The organism is Vagococcus proximus, assembly GCF_029143285.1.
GTDB lineage: Bacteria > Bacillota > Bacilli > Lactobacillales > Vagococcaceae > Vagococcus_D > Vagococcus_D proximus.
In genome coordinates, this window is sequence record NZ_JAPDSH010000001.1 from 82,202 (window position 1) to 99,445 (window position 17,244).

Annotated in this window: 16 protein-coding genes; 6 read left to right on the forward strand and 10 right to left on the reverse strand. The window is 36.9% G+C overall.

What is annotated here, in order from left to right:
• Positions 1-130: 130 nt before the first annotated feature.
• From OL233_RS00430 to OL233_RS00450, 5 genes are all read left to right on the forward strand, one after another.
• Positions 131-1,423, forward strand: coding sequence for a YeeE/YedE family protein (locus tag OL233_RS00430; RefSeq protein WP_275470411.1), 1,293 nt, complete (start codon positions 131-133; stop codon positions 1,421-1,423).
• Positions 1,424-1,487: 64 nt separating this feature from the next.
• A complete protein-coding gene (locus OL233_RS00435; protein WP_275470412.1) occupies positions 1,488-3,191 on the forward strand; it encodes an FAD-dependent oxidoreductase in 1,704 nt (567 codons plus the stop codon).
• 99 nt (positions 3,192-3,290) lie between these two features.
• The gene (locus OL233_RS00440; RefSeq protein WP_275470413.1) at positions 3,291-4,070 is read left to right on the forward strand and encodes an ABC transporter permease; all 780 of its coding nucleotides are present in this window, start codon (positions 3,291-3,293) and stop codon (positions 4,068-4,070) included.
• Positions 4,071-5,111: a taurine ABC transporter substrate-binding protein gene (locus OL233_RS00445; protein ID WP_275470414.1), complete on the forward strand. Its 1,041-nt coding sequence runs from the start codon at positions 4,071-4,073 to the stop codon at positions 5,109-5,111.
• A 15-nt stretch (positions 5,112-5,126) separates the two neighbouring features.
• Positions 5,127-5,906 (forward strand): ABC transporter ATP-binding protein, encoded by a 780-nt coding sequence (locus OL233_RS00450; RefSeq protein ID WP_275470415.1) that lies wholly within the window; start codon positions 5,127-5,129, stop codon positions 5,904-5,906.
• A 38-nt stretch (positions 5,907-5,944) separates the two neighbouring features.
• On the opposite strand, the gene OL233_RS00455 is transcribed toward OL233_RS00450, so the two are convergent.
• The 7 genes from OL233_RS00455 to OL233_RS00485 form a co-directional block, all read right to left on the reverse strand.
• On the reverse strand, positions 5,945-6,931 hold the full coding sequence (locus tag OL233_RS00455; RefSeq protein WP_275470416.1) for a tRNA dihydrouridine synthase: 987 nt from the start codon (positions 6,929-6,931) through the stop codon (positions 5,945-5,947).
• Positions 6,932-7,066: 135 nt separating this feature from the next.
• Positions 7,067-7,231 carry a hypothetical protein gene (locus OL233_RS00460; RefSeq protein ID WP_275470417.1) on the reverse strand — a complete coding sequence of 55 codons (165 nt, stop codon included), beginning with the start codon at positions 7,229-7,231 and terminating at the stop codon, positions 7,067-7,069.
• Positions 7,232-7,301: 70 nt separating this feature from the next.
• The gene (locus OL233_RS00465; protein ID WP_275470418.1) at positions 7,302-8,417 is read right to left on the reverse strand and encodes an NAD(P)/FAD-dependent oxidoreductase; all 1,116 of its coding nucleotides are present in this window, start codon (positions 8,415-8,417) and stop codon (positions 7,302-7,304) included.
• Positions 8,418-8,485: 68 nt separating this feature from the next.
• The gene (locus OL233_RS00470) at positions 8,486-9,373 is read right to left on the reverse strand and encodes a cation diffusion facilitator family transporter (protein ID WP_275470419.1); all 888 of its coding nucleotides are present in this window, start codon (positions 9,371-9,373) and stop codon (positions 8,486-8,488) included.
• 184 nt (positions 9,374-9,557) lie between these two features.
• Positions 9,558-11,465 carry a PTS fructose transporter subunit IIABC gene (locus OL233_RS00475; protein ID WP_275470420.1) on the reverse strand — a complete coding sequence of 636 codons (1,908 nt, stop codon included), beginning with the start codon at positions 11,463-11,465 and terminating at the stop codon, positions 9,558-9,560.
• A gap of 13 nt (positions 11,466-11,478) precedes the next feature.
• The gene (pfkB, locus tag OL233_RS00480) at positions 11,479-12,402 is read right to left on the reverse strand and encodes a 1-phosphofructokinase (RefSeq protein ID WP_275470421.1); all 924 of its coding nucleotides are present in this window, start codon (positions 12,400-12,402) and stop codon (positions 11,479-11,481) included.
• A 1-nt stretch (position 12,403) separates the two neighbouring features.
• Positions 12,404-13,156: a DeoR/GlpR family DNA-binding transcription regulator gene (locus OL233_RS00485; protein WP_275470422.1), complete on the reverse strand. Its 753-nt coding sequence runs from the start codon at positions 13,154-13,156 to the stop codon at positions 12,404-12,406.
• A gap of 195 nt (positions 13,157-13,351) precedes the next feature.
• Here OL233_RS00485 and OL233_RS00490 point away from each other — a divergent pair, with 195 nt between their 5' ends.
• Positions 13,352-13,870 carry a YehS family protein gene (locus OL233_RS00490; protein ID WP_126831061.1) on the forward strand — a complete coding sequence of 173 codons (519 nt, stop codon included), beginning with the start codon at positions 13,352-13,354 and terminating at the stop codon, positions 13,868-13,870.
• A gap of 35 nt (positions 13,871-13,905) precedes the next feature.
• On the opposite strand, the gene ypfJ is transcribed toward OL233_RS00490, so the two are convergent.
• The 3 genes from ypfJ to OL233_RS00505 form a co-directional block, all read right to left on the reverse strand.
• Entirely contained in the window at positions 13,906-14,802 is an 897-nt protein-coding gene (gene ypfJ, locus OL233_RS00495; protein ID WP_275470423.1) for a KPN_02809 family neutral zinc metallopeptidase, read from the reverse strand.
• A gap of 159 nt (positions 14,803-14,961) precedes the next feature.
• Positions 14,962-15,684: an amino acid ABC transporter ATP-binding protein gene (locus OL233_RS00500; protein WP_275470424.1), complete on the reverse strand. Its 723-nt coding sequence runs from the start codon at positions 15,682-15,684 to the stop codon at positions 14,962-14,964.
• Positions 15,684-17,132 carry an ABC transporter substrate-binding protein/permease gene (locus tag OL233_RS00505; RefSeq protein WP_275470425.1) on the reverse strand — a complete coding sequence of 483 codons (1,449 nt, stop codon included), beginning with the start codon at positions 17,130-17,132 and terminating at the stop codon, positions 15,684-15,686. Before OL233_RS00505 ends, OL233_RS00500 begins: the two co-directional genes overlap by 1 nt.
• Between the last annotated feature and the right edge of the window lie 112 nt (positions 17,133-17,244).

Sequence of the window (17,244 nt, forward strand, 5' to 3'; positions counted from 1 at the left end):
AAAATTATGTACAAACTCGCTTATAACTTTTTGTTATACCAGTATAACAAGTTGGTATTTCAAAAACAACACATCTGGTCTTATAATAAAAGTATAGAAAGTGAATTATATCACAAAGGAGAGAGATGTTATGGAAGGGAAAAAAATTAATAAGCAACAATTAGTTGGAGCTCTGATTGTTATTGCTTTATTAGTAGGATTTGGTTTTTATTTAAACTCTTTAAAAGCAGTTTTACCCATTCAACTTTTATCAGGTGTTGCTTTAGGTGTTGTTTTAACAAAAGCCCGCTTTGGTTTTGCTGGTGGGATTAAACGGATTTATGTTAGAGGTGAAGGCAGTTTAACGAAAGCACTTCTAATTATGTTAACACTAACAATGATTGTATTTTTAGGTGTTCAGTGGTTTGCAGCTCAAAATGGAGCAGTTGCAGCATTTAGCGCATTAGAAGGTCAAACTATTATTCCAGGTACTCAAAATGTTCATTTTACTAATATTGCAACAGTTCTTGGTGGCATCATCTTCGGTATGGGAATGATTTTTGCTGGAGGGTGTGCATCTGGGACATTAACAGATATGGGTGAAGGAGAAGGTAGAGCATTATTAGCATTTATCTTCTTTATCTTAGGATCTATACCAGGCGAGCTGGCACGTTACAGTGTGGATCAATCAGCTCTTGGTAAAATTGGTGTTCAAGCGTACTTACCAGATTACTTCGGCTATATTGGTGCGTTCGTTGTATCGATGATTGGGGTCTTCGTTCTTTACGCTATAACTGTCAATTATGAGAAAAAACGTAAACTTGAAGGAACGTATGCTGATCCTCTAGGGGATTGGGAAGAGTTTGAAAAACCATTAGAAGCAACTGATAAAGATGGTTTTTGGAGTTATGCAACGTACCATAAATTCTTTGTTGAACGTTTAAGTTTTAAAATGGCAGCGGTTTGGATTGCGGCGATTTGTAGTTTTATCTTACTAACAACAGGTAAACCTTGGGGTGTAACAAGCGCTTTTTCAAAACTGGCCGTATTCTTATTACAACCTTTAGGTCTTAACTTCACATCACCAGGTTTAGAAAAAATAGTTGCGGGTGTAGATGGTGGGATGTTAATGGATGGTGGGACTATCCGAAATCTAGGAATTGTGGCTGGAGCTTTAGTAGCTTTCTTATTAGCAGGTCGTTTTTCATTCAAATTTAAAATGACAGCAAAAGATGCTTTGTACTATGCAATAGGTGGCTTAATGATGGGATTTGGTGCTCGCTTTGCTAAAGGTTGTAACGCTGGGGCTCTGTATTCTTCAATGAGTACATTCTCAATTTCAGGCTGGATCTTCCTAATTGCGATGTGTATTGGTGGTATGGTAAGCTTAAAAGTGTTTGCAGGGAAGATGTCAATGATCCCTGGACCAAGAAAAAATAAGTAATAATAACAGTAGGTAGTCAGTGTAATAATTATATAGATCAACTAAATTTTAGGAGGAATTATAAATGAGTAAACGTATTTTAATCGTCGGCGGTGTCGCAGGTGGAGCTTCAGCAGCAGCAAGAGCACGTAGATTGGATGAGTCAGCAGAAATTATTATGTTTGAAAAAGGACCTTTCGTTTCATTTTCTAACTGTGCATTACCTTTCCATTTAAGTGGAATTGTAGAAGAAGCTGAAAACTTAGTCCTGATGTCACCAGAGGTTTTCCGTAAACAATACAATATTATTGCGCGTGTAAACAGCGAAGTAATGTCAATTCAACCCGATGAGAAATCAATCGTAGTAAAGGATTTAACAACCGGTGAAGAAAAGACTGAAAAATATGATGAACTTGTTTTATCTCCAGGGGCTAACCCAATTTTACCAGCAAGTATTAAAGGAATTGATAAAGAGCATGTCTTCTCAGTTCGTAATGTACCAGATATTGATAGCATCAAACGTTATATCGATACAAATAATGTAGAAGATATTGTTGTTGTTGGTGGTGGATTTATTGGGGTAGAAGTCGCAGAAAACTTACACTTAGCTAAGAAAAATGTAGCATTAATCGAAGCAGCTAATCAAGTTATGGCACCATTCGATTATGATATGGCTCAAATTTTACATAAAGAAATGATTGATAATGACATCAACTTAATTTTAGAAGACGCTGTATCTGAAATTACAGAAGATAAAGTTATTTTATCATCAGGTAAAGAAGTAAAAGCGGGTGCTGTGATTATGGCAATCGGTGTAACACCTGAAACTAAATTAGCTCGTGAAGCAGGTTTAGAAATTGGTGTAACTGGTGGTATTAAAGTAAATCATCATTACTTAACATCAGCTCCTAATGTGTACGCAGTAGGTGATGCAATTGAAGTAACACATAAACAAACTCAAAAACCAACTCGTTTAACATTAGCAGGCCCTGCGCAACGTCAAGCGCGTGCTGCAGCTGATCACATGTATGGTAGAACGTACCGTAATACAGGTGTTATTGGTTCATCAGTTATTCAATGTTTCGAGATGAACGCCGCTTCAACAGGTTTAAATGAAAAAGATTGCCAACGTGAAGGAATTGCTTATCAAACAGCGTATGTTATTCCAAAAGATCGTGTTGGGTTGATGCCAGATGCTAACCCATTATTCTTCAAACTAATCTTTGCTGATCCTTCAGGTCAAATTCTAGGAGCGCAAGCAATGGGTAAAGGTAATGTGGATAAACGTATCGATGTTATTGCAACTATGATTACAATGAACGGTAATTTAGAAGATCTTAAAGAGTTAGAATTATCATATTCTCCAATGTTTGGAACAGCTAAAGATGTGGTAAATATGGCTGCTTTAGTTGGCTTAAACGTTTTAAATGGTGATTTCAAACAAGTACCTGTAACTAAAGTGAGAGAATTAGTAGAAAGCGATGCCTTTATCATTGATGCTCGTGAAGAAAGAGAATATGCTGCTGGTCATTTAAATAATGCAGTGAATATTCCATTTAGCCAATTCCGTGATCGCTTATCAGAAATTCCAAAAGATCGTCCAGTATACGTTCACTGTTTATCAAGTCAACGTAGTTACAATATGGTTAAAGCATTAGGTATGTTAGGCTTTGAGAATGTTCATAACTTAATGGGGTCATTCTTAGGAATAAGCATGTACGAATACTATAATGACGTAGTTAAAGGCCGTCAACCAATTATGACAGACTATCGTTTCGATTTGTTATAAAATAAAATTTCTTATATGATAGAAGAAATTGACATGAAAGAGGTTGGGTCAATCCTAACCTCTTTTCTTGTCATAAATCAATAGAAAAGTTGGGTGACTATGAAAGAACAAAAAGAAAAATCTTATAAGTCATATACATGGATAACATGGTTTGTTATTTTGGGTATCTGGTTTATTGCGACAGAAAGTGGATTGGTAGCTTCTCGCTTGGTACCCTCACCAGTTCAAGTTGTTAAAACGTTTTTTAAAATTGTTAAAGAAGGATATAATGGTGTCTCTTTTTGGTCTCATTTAGGAATTAGTTTGTACAGACTAGCTTTATCTTCATTTTTAGCACTTATTACAGCGATACCATTAGGTTTAATGAGTGGGTTCTTTAAACCATTTCGTGCGATTGTGGACTCGATTGTTCAATTTTACCGCCCTTTACCACCATTAGCGTATTACACGTTACTTATTTTATGGTTAGGGATAGATGAGTCTTCAAAGGTAATGCTGTTATTCTTAGCAGCGTTCGCACCTATTTATTTAGCGTGTGTGTCTGCGGTTTCCAATATTAATCCAGATTTGATATTAAGTGCTCAATCATTAGGAGCTTCTAAAAAAGAAGTTTTCAAAACAATAGTATTACCAGCTTGTTTACCTGAGATTTTTACAGGATTAAGAACAGCGATTGGTGTAGCTTATACAACACTTGTTTCAGCGGAAATGGTCGCTGCTACATCAGGTGTAGGTTGGATGGTTATTGATGCTTCTCGTTATTTAAAGAGTGACGTAATGTTTGTAGGGATTATATTATTAGGAATTACTGGTGTGTTACTAGATATCGGTGTTCGTAAATTGGAAGAAAAAGTCGTGTTCTGGAAGGGGAAAGAATAGATGAAGAAAATATTTAAAAGAGTCGTGATGTCATTAGGAGTGTTAGCGACAGCAGGTATACTTGCAAGTTGTGGTGGTAAAGAAGAAGCTGGTAAGGATGCGTTACCTAAAGAAGTCAATATTGGTATTATCCGTGTACCGAATGATAAACAAGTTGCGATTTCAGAAGATTATTTTAAAGAATATTTTGAAGACAAAGGAATTAAAACGAATTTTATGTTTTTTGATTCAGGTGTAGCGGCAAATCAAGCATTCGCTTCAGGAAGTATTGATTTTGCAGAAATGGGATACACCAATGCAGTGGTTGCATTGTCGACAGATATTCCAGTTAAATTAATTTGGTTACACGAGATTTTAGGTTCAAACGAGGCTTTAGTTGTACCGAAAGATTCTAAAGCAAAGGAAGTTAAGGATTTAAAAGGAAAAAAAATTGCCACACCGTTCAGTTCAACCTCTCATTATAGCTTATTAAATGCCTTGACTGAGGCAGGTATAAAAGCCGATGTTAAACTACTTGATATGCAAACAAGTGAAATCGTAGCAGCTTGGGAACGTGGTGATATCGACGGAGCGTATACATGGGAGCCGACGTTAAGTGCGATTAAAGAAACTGGTAAAGTCCTAACAGATAGTAAAGAATTAGCAGATAAGGGGTATCTAACAGCGAATATTGATTTAGTTCGTGAAGACTTTGCTAAAAAATACCCAGATTTGGTTAGCGATTATATCAAAGTTTTAAATAAAGCTGTTTCATATTATGAAAAATCACCAGAAAAAGCAGCAGAAGCAGCAGCTAAACCGTTAGAAATAACACCGGAAGAGGCGTTAAAACAAATGAAAGCTACTACTTGGTTATCAAGTGAGAAACAAATTTCAGCAGATTTCTTGGGAACAAGTGATAAACCAGGAAACTTCCATCAAGTTTTTATGGATACAGCTAACTTCTTGAAAGAACAAGGATCTATCTCGGAAGTACCTACGATGGAAGAAATTAATGATTTTATTGAGTCATCATTCGTTGAAAAATCGCTAGAGAAATAAGAGGTGATATAAGAGATGTCAAACACAAAAGAAGCGATTATATCAGTCGATAACGTGAGCGTTTTTTATGACGGCAAACAATCGAAAGTTCCAGCGATTGAAGAGGTTAGTTTAGAAATTGAGCAGGGTGAATTTGTTTGTTTAGTTGGTCCATCTGGGTGTGGGAAAAGTACGTTGCTGAAAATTATAGCGGGATATATCCAGCCTAGCCAAGGAAAAGTGTTTATGAAAGAAGAAGAGATTTCCCAAGCAGATTGGAGACGAGGGGTTGTATTTCAGTCGCCAACACTTTATCCGTGGTTAACAGTAAGAAAAAATATTGAATACGGGCCTAAAGTTCGAAAAGTATCAAAGGAAGAGTGTGCTAAGTTAAGTACGTATTACTTAAATGAAGTTGGGTTAACTGATTTTGCTGATCATCATCCATATGAACTATCTGGAGGGATGAAGCAGCGTGTATCTTTAGCAAGAGCTTTAGCTAATCAACCAGAAATTATCTTAATGGATGAACCATTTAGTGCGTTAGATGCGATTACACGTGTGAAAATGCAAGATTTTTTACGTGAGATGTGGCAAAAAAACAATCAAACGATTTTACTGATTACCCATGATATTGATGAAGCTTTGGCTTTAGGTACAAAAGTGGCTATTATGAGTAAAAATCCAGGTAAGATTGAAAAAATTATCGATGTAGATTATTCTAATAAAATTATGATGGATTCTAATTATGAGTTTGAAAATGATACAGCCTACATCCATGATAAATCAGAAATATTAAAAATGATTTCTGAATAAAAAACCTGTCAGCACTTTTGCTGACAGGTTTTTTTAGTTTAATCTTCTAATGTGTCTTGAGGTGCGGGACCTTTATAGAAGTCGGCTAAAATTTGTCTAACCTCATCTGTTGATTTTGTTGTCATTAATTTGACACGTAAATCACTGGCTCCAGGGAAACCTTTGACGTAAATCTTAAAGAAACGGTGCAAACCTACAATGTTGCGTGGAATTAATTCAGAATAGTGGTCTTGTAAATCAAGTTGCATTTCAAGAAGACCTAGTAATTCTCTAGCACTATGTTGAGTTGGATTTCTTTCAAAAGCGTATGGATTTCTAAAAATACCACGGCCAATCATAATACCGTCTACCCCATATGTTTCTGCAAGTTCTAAACCTTGAGTACGGTCAGCGATATCACCATTAATCGTAATTAATGTATGTGGTGCGTGTTTATCACGAAGTGCCATTACGTCGGGGATTAAATCCCAATGGGCATCCACTTTACTCATCTCTTTTCGTGTACGTAGGTGTATGGAAAGGTTAGCAATATCTTGTTTTAAAACATGAGTTAACCAAGGTTCCATTTCATCTAATGAATCAAATCCTAAACGTGTTTTCACACTAACAGGCAGACCACCTGCTTTGGCTGCTTGGATTAACTCAGCAGCAACCTCAGGACGTTGGATTAGTCCGCTACCTTTACCACGACCTGCAACATTAGGAACAGGACACCCCATATTAATATCAATTCCTTTAAAGCCCATCTTAGCTAAATCGATACTCATTTTTTCAAAAAATTCTGGTTTATCTCCCCAGATGTGTGCGACCATAGGGTGTTCGTCTTCGGTAAAAACTAAACGTCCGCGGACACTTTCAATGCCATCAGGGTGGCAGTAACTATCAGAGTTAGTAAACTCTGTAAAAAAGACGTCTGGTGCGCCTGCTTCTTTGATAACGTGTCTAAAAACAACATCAGTTACATCTTCCATTGGTGCTAATACAAAAAAAGGCTTAGGTAATTCTGCCCAAAAATTAGTAGTCATGTGATACTCTCCATTTCTATACTCAGTGTCAGTTCTGACAAAACACTATTATTATACTAAGAGTGAGGGAAATAAGCAAAGGCTTGAAATGAGCCTAATAAAAAATCCTCTAAATAGACTTTAGAGGATAGCATATTAGTTGTCTTCTTTTTTTACTGCTTCTTCTTTTTTTAAGAATTTGTCAGCTTCAGCTTGTGCTTCTTCAGCGCGTTTTTTCATTTCATCAGCGTAAGGATCAGCAAAACCGAAATCTTCAAAACGCTTTTCTAATTTGTCATTTTTCTTTAGTTTAATACTCATTGTAAAAAACCTCCATAATTTTGTGTCATTTATTTTATTAGTATACCTTGTTTTATAGCGATTGTCTTATTTATTTTTTGAAAATGTAAGGGGATGTTGTATAGTTTTCAGGCTGAAGGACACTTACTTCCCCATATAACCAGTCAATAAGCGTTTTGGCAATAATAGGACCCGTTGTTAGACCAGATGAACCTAAACCACTTGCTACAAGTAGACCTGGTAATTCTGGAATTTCACCAAAGAAAGGTAAAAAGTCAGACGTATAGGCACGTGTGCCGACACGAACTTCCGAGATCGTTTCATTTTCAATAGAAGGGGCTAGTGGATAAATACTTTCGACCATCTCTGCTACAACCTGATTATCAACCGTTAAATCATAGTTTTGGTCATTTTCGTGAGTAGCACCAATTAAAAGCGAGCCATTATCAAAAGGAATAATATCACTTTCACCTTGAGGCATGACCACTGGCCAATTAGTTGTGTTTTGTTTCGTTTGGAAGTGTGCTAATTGTCCTTTTTGCCCTCTGACATCAACTTCAAATCCTAAAGGGCCAATCAATTCAGGTAGCCAAGCGCCTGTTGCAACGATTACTTTATCAAATGTTTGTGTGGAGCCATCAGTTAGATTTAAACGATACCCGTTATCACATGGTGTGAGTGATGTGATACGTTGTTTAATAAGTGTACCATTTTGAGCAATAAAACCAGCTTGCAATTGCTCAATTAATAAGCGACCATCAACACGTGCACCACCTGAAACAAATAATGCTGAGGAGTGAGGTGTTAAAAGTGGCATCTTTTCTTTGATTTGTTCAGGAGAAAGTAAGGCGATATCTCCGATTTCAGGAGCTTCTTGTTTACGCTCTGTTGCAAGATTAATTAGTTTGTCTAATAAGGCTTGATTTTTTTTGAATAGAAGTGTGCCTACTTGACGGTAACAGGTCGTTTCTGTGACCTTACTAAGTTCGTTTATCATGCTTGGGTATAGAGCGGCACCTGATTTGGCTAAATTATACCAATTTTTATTACGGCGTTGTGATAACCAGGGAGAGATAATCCCAGCTGCAGCACGGGTAGCTTGCCCAGTTTCGTCATCGAATAATGTCACGTCATCTTCAGGGTGTTGGCTAGCATAAAAAGCAGCGCTTGAGCCAACAATTCCACCACCAATAATAGCTAATTTCATAAGAATCTCCTTTTCTTAAATAGTAGTCTTCTTTATTATAACGTAAAAAAAGAAGAGTGGAGACAAAATTAATTGTCTAACTCTTCTTTGTAGGGTTCAACATGAACATCAGTATCGAATACTTTATATTTAATACTTAACATGATTTCAATTTGTTCGGTAATATCATGACTTTCTTCTACTGTCATGTCACCGTCCATTAAAACGACCACATCTAAAAAGATATTGGCTCCATAAGTACGGCCGCGGATATCTGCTACATCAATAATACCGGGAATAGCTAAAATATCTTTACGGTAGGTTTCGATTTCTTCTTCAGAAAATCCGTCAGATAATGAGAAGGCACTCTCTGAAAAGACCTCTAGACCTGTTTTAATAATAATAAGTCCAACTACAAGAGCAGCGCCATTATCTAGCCAGTGCCAATTAAAGCTAGCTGCTAAGATTGCAATGGCAGTACCGATACTGGTATAGGCATCCGATAAATTATCTTTTGCAGCTGCAAGAAGGGCTTGACTATTGACTCTCTTAGCAAGGTTACGATTATAAAGGTAGACACCTAGCATTAGAGCGGCTGAAAAGACACCGACATAAGCGGCAATAGGGTCTGGAGAAGTTGTCGTGTGATTTAAAAAAGCTTTAATGGAACTAATTAAGACTTGTCCACCTACAACGACCATAATAAAAGAGGTCACCATACTGGCCACAGTTTCAACTTTCCAGTGTCCATATCGGTGATTATCGTCTGCAGGGCGTCTTGCCAGTCTTAATCCAATCAAGACTGCTAGTGAGGCGATAATATCAGTGAAGTTATTTAAACCGTCAGCACGTAAGGCAGAAGAATCAGCCCAGACGCCGACTGTTAATTTTAATACAGCGATTAAGATATAAGCAAGAATACTAATGACCGCTCCTTTTTCAGCGGCTTTAAGCTCTCTGTAACGTTCTTCAATCATGTATAGTCATCTGCCTTTCTTTTGAAACTAGATATCGATTATAACAAAGGGTTAAAGCTATTTCTATAGATAAGGGTAGCCGAAAGAATAAGACTTTTTTCATGAAAAATGATGTTTCGTATGCTTTATTTTCATGAAAGGGATGCATACAAAAAATGACTTCCTTATAAGGAAGTCATTAAGATTAATTATTGACTGGTTTACGCATTAGGCCGACAATCACAGCACTAATAAGAGAACCTAGTAAGATAAAGCCGATGTATAAGAATGGCTTGTTAACTAATAAGATTACAAAGATACCACCATGTGGCGCCATTAATTTAATTCTTAAGCTACTAACAAGAGAACCTGTAATAGCTGAACCGACTACAAAACCTGGTAATGTACGAAGAGGGTCTTGTGCGGCAAATGGAATAGCACCTTCTGTAATGAATGAGGCACCCATTACTAAGTTAGTTAGACCAGCTTGTTGGTCTTTTTGAGAGTATTTATTTTTAAATAATAACGTTGAGAAGAAAATAGCCAAAGGCGGAACCATTCCACCAGCCATAACAGCAGCCATGACAGTACTACCACCTGACACAACTGAAGCGGCAAGTGTTCCTGTACCGAAGACATAGGCTGCTTTATTCACTGGGCCACCTAAGTCAATTGCCATCATACCAGCTAATAAAGCACCAAGTAGGGCGGCATTAACGCCAGATAAGTTATTTAAGAAATCATTTAGACCAACATTGACAGCTTTCATTGGGATATTCACAAGTAACATCAGTAATCCTGTTACAAGAACACCGAAGAAAGGATAGAACAAGATAGTTCTAATACCAGCTAATGATTTTGGTAAGTTAGCAAATAATTTTTTAAGACCTAACATCACATAACCGGCAAGGAAACCTCCAATTAAGGCACCTAAGAAACCTGCACCTCCAGAAGCAGCCAGAGCACCAGCAACAAAACCTGCTACAAGACCAGGTCTATCGGCAATACTTGAGGCAATAAATCCAGCTAATATTGGAAGCATAAAGCCAAATGCTGCATCTCCAATTGATTTTAAATAACCAGGGAAAGCATTGTATGATCCAAGATTTTTTAATTGATCTTGAGGAACGCCCATTGCTTGGTCAAGCATGAAGGCTAGAGCGATAACAATACCACCCCCAATAACGAAAGGTAACATGTTACTAACACCATTCATTAAGTGTTTGTAGATACGGCTACCGACTGTCCCTTTTGATTGTTCAGCACTGTCGTCAGAAGATGATGCTGAGTTATCCCCATGATAGATAGGGGCATCAGCTTGACTAGCTTTTACTAATAACTCTTCTGTTTTTCTAATGCCATCACTTACAGGACGATTTAATAAAGGTTTACCGTCAAAACGAGCCATTTCAACTTGTTTATCAGCTGCAACGATAACAGCTGTTGCACGTTCGATATCTTCTGATGTTAAACGATTTTTAACACCGTCTGACCCGTTAGTTTCAACTTTGATTGAAATTCCCATTTCTGCTGCTTTATTTTTCAAAGCATCTTCTGCCATGTAAGTATGGGCAATACCTGTTGGACAAGCTGTAACAGCAACAACAAAAGGTTGTGAGTTGTCTGTAGGAACCATTTCCTTAGTTGGAGCTTCTGGTTCTGTTGTTGCTTCTTTAAATAAACGAATAACGTCGTCTGATGTTTCAACTGTTTTAAGACTTGCTACAAATTCTGGTTTGATTAATAAACGAGATAGGCTAGCAAGTGCTTGTAAGTGAGTATCATTTGCGCCTTCTGGAGCGGCAATCATGAAGAATAAGTGTGTCGGTTGGCCGTCTAATGCTTCGTAATCTAAGCCTTCTTCGCTTTTAGCGAATAAGACAGTAGGGGTTACAACCGCTTTATTTTTAGCATGTGGCATGGCGATTCCATCGCCTAAACCAGTAGTTGTTTGCTCTTCACGAGCGATAATACCTTGTTTAAATACTTCTTTATCAGAGATGCAATTTTCTTCGGCTAATTTATCGACCATTTCTGTAATAGCCGCTAATTTATCCGTGCTTTTTAAATCTAAAATCATCACGTTTGGGTTTAATAACTCGATAATATTCATGTGAGACTCCTTTTTAGTTTAGTATTTTTAAAGTGACTTGCGGTAATAAGTTAACAATTTTATCTTTAGTAGCTAAATCATCAGAGAAGGCTGTAGCACTTCCAGATGCGACCCCGTATCTAAAGGCGTCTTCTAATTCTGATTGAGCATTGGCACGGTTGAGTTGGCTAATAAAACCAGCAACCATTGAATCCCCAGCCCCAACAGAGTTTTTTAAATCGCCTTTAATAGGGGGAGCGAAGACAGTTAAGTCAGGTGTAATAAGTAGAGCACCATCTTTTCCCATTGAAACAATAACGTTTTTAGCCCCACGTTTTAGTAATTCTTGCCCATAAGGGACGATATCTTCGATTGTGACAAGAGTGGTATCAAACATTTCACCAAGCTCATGATGATTGGGCTTGATAAGTAACGGCTGATGTTCGAGTGATTCAAGTAAGGCGTCACCTGTCGTGTCAATAATGAATTCAGCCCCTTGTTTAGTAATAAGAGCAATTAGTTCTTGATAAAAATCAGAAGGAAGTGCCCCAGGTATACTTCCTGCAAGGACGACTAAATCATCTGATGTAAGAGAAGATAATTCTTGTTTCAGCTCTGAAATGTTTTGTTCAGTTAAATCAGGACCTTGCCCATTTATTTCGGTTTCTTGGTCAGCTTTTAATTTAACGTTAATACGTGTATCGGTTTTAACAGGTGTAAAACGAGTGGTGATTTTTTCTTCAGTTAGTGCCTCTTCAATGAAGCCACCAGTGAAACCGCCAATAAATCCTAGTGCAGTAGAATCAACATCTAGGCGTTTTAAAATACGTGACACATTAATACCTTTTCCCCCTGGGTATTTATCTTGGTTCTCCGAACGGTTAACGGATCCGGTTTTTAAAGTATCAAGTCTAACAACATAGTCGATAGATGGGTTAAGTGTAACAGTGTAAATCATATTAATTGACCTCCTGGATTGATAGTAACGGTTGATAAATTTCTTTGATGTTATCGGGCAGAATAGTGGTTAAGACCGTTCCTTGATCTAATTCTGCGACTTTAGCAAAAGAAACTTGATTGAATTTTGTTTCATCTGCTAAAAAGTAAAATCGTTCACTCTGATTAATAGCAGCGGTTTTCATTAACGCTTCATTAGGGTCAGGGGTTGTAAAACCCGCTTCAGGATGGATACTGTTAATCCCCATAAAGGCTTTATCAAAGTGTAAGCTTGCAACGTGTTGTAAACTGAAATTATCTACTGTCGCACGAGTTTTCAGTTTGATGGTTCCACCGATAATTAAAGTGGGGATACCTGATTGAATCAAAAGTGAAGCATGATAAACCGAATTTGTAACAACGGTTACATCTTTTAAATGGGTAAGGAGTGGAATCATTTCATAAGTGGCAGTTCCTGCATCAAGATAAATAATATCACCTTCATGAACGAGTGAAGCAGCGTAACGTGCGACTTGTTTTTTTGCATCAAGATTAGCTGTTGCTTTTTCAGCCATATCAGGTTCGTCGGTTACTTTTGCAAGTCGTTTTGCTCCACCGTGAACACGTTTTAAAAGACCTTGTGCTTCAAGTTCTTGTAAATCACGTCTAATAGTGGATTCAGAAGCTTCTAGTTCAAGCATTAAATCTTTAGATTTTACAATTTTATTAGTTTCGAGTGCGTCTAAAATTAGTTGTTGACGCTCATCTGTTAGCATAACGTCACCTCATTTCATATTAAGTTTAGCATTATTTTTAATCCGTAACAATCAAAAACGGTCAAACCTTTCAAAAACATTCAAAAAGGGAGGTTTCTAATGAGAGGAGAGGTGTCATACAATAAAGGGTGCAATCTTTTTCGTAACGTTATATAATAACGAGAGAAACTGCTAGGAAAGAAAGGATACAAATCAATGAATAATAATGATAAATTGTTGCGTCTGCGCTATGCGTTAGATTTAAAAGATGTTGAAATGGTAGAAATTTTTAAATTAGGTGGAATTGATTTAACAAAAGAGGAAGTTAAAGCACTTTTAACACGTTTACCTAAAGATGAAATAACAGAAAATGAGTTTGATGAAAACATCTATCAAGAAAAATGTAATAATCGTACATTAGAATCATTTTTCAATGGGTTTATCACGTACAAAAGAGGGAAGAGACCTCTAAAACCTGGTGAAGTTGAGAAGCCAATTAAGTACACGTTAACGCATCAAAATGCAAATAACGAAATGCTTAAAAAATTAAAAATTGCCTTAAAATTAACAAGTGATGATATGTTAGATATTTTAGATGAAGCAGGCGTCCGTATTTCTAATAGTGAGTTAAGTGCTATCTTAAGAAAAGAAGGTCATCGTAATTATCAAATGTGCGGAGATAAATTTGCGCGTAACTTTTTAAAAGGCCTAACTCTTATTAATAGAGGCGAATAAAAAAGACTTAGCCGTTTTGGCTAAGTCTTTTTGTTTTAGTCTAAATCTAAATTAGTCGCACTAAATGTGTCACCATGTTGGAAATCACCGTATTCATAACCACGGTAGAACCAGTTTTTACGTTGTTTAGATGTGCCATGAGTGAAGCTATCAGGGACAACGAATCCTTGGAATTTCTTCTGAAGAGTATCATCACCGATACTGTTTGCGGCAGTTAAGGCTTCTTCAATATCACCAATTTCTAGAATAGGTTGGCCGTTATATGTTTTATCATTAATGTAACGTGTCCAAACACCAGCATAATAATCGGCTTGGAGTTCCATACGAACTTGGTACTTATTATATTCTTTTGTTGAAAGTTGACGTCTTAAACGATTCATCTGGTCTGAGATTCCTAATTGTTCTTGAACGTGATGTCCTACTTCATGAGCCACGACATAAGCCATAGCAAAATCACCTTTTGCTTTAAATTTATTAGCCAGCTCATCGTTAAATGATAAGTCTAAATAAACTTTCCTATCTCCTGGACAGTAAAATGGTCCAACTGATGAATCAGCTGATCCACAAGCAGTTTGAACACGACCTGAGTAAAGCACCATTTTAGGTTGTTCATAAGGCATGCCTTCACGTCTAAATTCATCTTCCCAAAAATCTTCTAAATGACCAAAAACGACGGAGATAAATTCTTTACGATCTTTAGTTTGCTGTGAATCTTGTTGAGTGCTTCTAGCTGGTGCTGGGTTAGGTACTGTATTTAATATAGAAGAAAGACCACCACCGCCACCAAATAATAACATCATTGCAATAAGGACAAGTGTTCCAACACCGCCACCACGAGCCATATTGCCAGTAGGAAATCCACCCATACCACCAGAACGATTGCCCGTTCGGTCTTCTACGTTGTTACTTTGTCTTTGTCCGCGCCATTTCATAATATACACCTCAAATTAGTATTGTCATATTCTTTACTATTATAGATAGTTTAAAGGCAATATTCAAATAATTCGTATAAAAATAAAAGAATGATTAAAATAAAACAACCGCCCGCTTTCTTATTTTTAAGAAAGCGTAGGCGGTTATAAAATGTTTAGTTATAGAACTTTACTTAAAAAATCTTGAGTTCTAGGGTTTTGAGGGGCATCAAAAATAGCATTGGGATGACCTTCTTCTTGAATAATGCCATCAGCCATAAAAATAACACGATCAGCTACTTCTTTTGCAAAGCCCATTTCATGGGTCACAATAACCATCGTCATACCGTCTTTAGCTAGGTCTTTCATAACTTGTAATACTTCACCAACCATTTCAGGATCAAGAGCAGAGGTGGGTTCATCAAATAACATGACATCGGGTGCCATTGCAAGAGCTCTTGCAATGGCCACACGTTGTTTTTGACCTCCGGAAAGTTGATTTGGGTAAGCTGATTCTTTGTCAGCAAGGCCGACTTTTGCCAGTAAATGCCGACTATTTTTTTCCGTAACATCTAACGCTTCTTTTTTTACTTTAGTGGGGCTAAGTGTTAGGTTTTCTAAGACCGTTTTATGAGGGAATAAGTTAAAGTTTTGAAATACCATTCCCATTTTTTGTCTAAGTTGATTAATATCTGTTTTTTTAGACGTCAATTCTTGCCCTTCAAATTCAACAGAGCCTGAAGTAGGTTCTTCTAGTAAGTTTAGACAACGAAGGAGGGTACTTTTACCACTTCCAGAAGGGCCGATAATGACAACAACCTCTCCTTCATTAATAGTTAAATCGATACCTGTTAAGACGTGATTAGAACCAAAATCTTTATGTAAGTCTTTTATAGTAATCATTAATTTTCCATTCTCCTTTCAGCAACACCAATTAAACGAGATAAACTAAACGTTAAAATAAAGTAAATAATAGAAACAATGACGATCGGTAAGAAAGGTTTAAAGCTAGCTCCTTGGACGACTCCTGCTTGGAACATTAAATCGGAAACCCCAATGACTGAGACCACAGAAGACTCTTTGATGACTGTGACAAATTCATTGGCTAAAGCAGGGAGAATATTCTTAATAGCTTGAGGGAGGACAATTAATTTCATACCCTCATATTCAGTCATACCAAGAGAACGAGCAGCTTCTAGTTGACCTTTATCCACAGCATTAATCCCCGCTCTGATAATTTCAGCGACATAAGCAGCACTATTTAAAGCAAGAGCGATACAGCCAGCAGTTAAGGCATTAACATCGAGACCTAATGAGGTTGTACCGAAATACACTAGAAAAATTTGAACAAGTAGGGGTGTACCACGAACATATTCAATATAGATAACGGCGAATGTTTTGATTAATTTTGTTTTAGAAAGTTTCATAAAAGCCAAGATTGTTCCTAACACTGCACCACTTAATACTCCGACTAACGCTAAGAAAATAGTGTAGAAAGTTCCTTTAGCAAAATTACCACCATATTTTTCAAAAAAGCTAGTATCGTCAGCTAACATAAGTTTAGCAGCAGCTTCTTTATATGACGGCATTAGGTCTTGCTCATCGATTTGTTTAATACTTTTATTTACTGCAGTTAAAAGTTCAGGTTGTTCTTTTTTCAGTGCGATTGCAAGTTCTGAATCGCCCTCTTTAAATTTTACATCAGCAAGTGATAATTCGCTATTTTGCGACACATAAGCTTCGGCCACAGGACCTTCTAAAACAATAGCATCTACTTTTTTATTTTGTAGGGTCATAATCATGTCAGTTACTTTTTGAAGAGAGATGATTTGGGCACCAGTTAGTTCTTTTCGTGCTAATTCTTCTTGAGTCGATTGTTTCTGTGCGCCAACTTTAGACTGAGAAAAATCAGCCGTTGTTTTAAATTTGTCTTGGTCTTCTTTTTTAATAATTATTTTTTGATCGAGTTGTAAGTAGGGATTAGAAAAGGCCACCTCTTTTTCCCGTTCAGGAGTGGGAGCCATGCCTGAAATGATGAGGTCTACTTTTCCTGTTTGTAGTGAGCCGAGTAAGGCATCAAAACCAAGTTCCTCAATTTTAAGTTTAACACCAAGGTCCTGGGCAATTTTTTCTCCCATAGAAACATCAGCACCTACCACAGTATCTTTTCCATTTACTGTGGCATGGAATTCATAGGGAGGATAGTCAGCACTCAGGCCGATAGTTAAGGTTCCTTGTTCTTTAATACGTTCTAAAGTTGTTCCTTCAGATGCATAAATATTTGGAGTAATGAATAAAAAGCTAAGGATAGTAAAGAGTAAAAGTGGTAAAGAGATACGGTTGATTTTCATAATAGCGCTCCTTCTGTTAAGTTATAAAATGTATATTATCATTAAATATTCACAAAAACAAGTATCTTATGTATAAAAATGCAAAATAAAGCATAAATAGAACGTCGGTTTA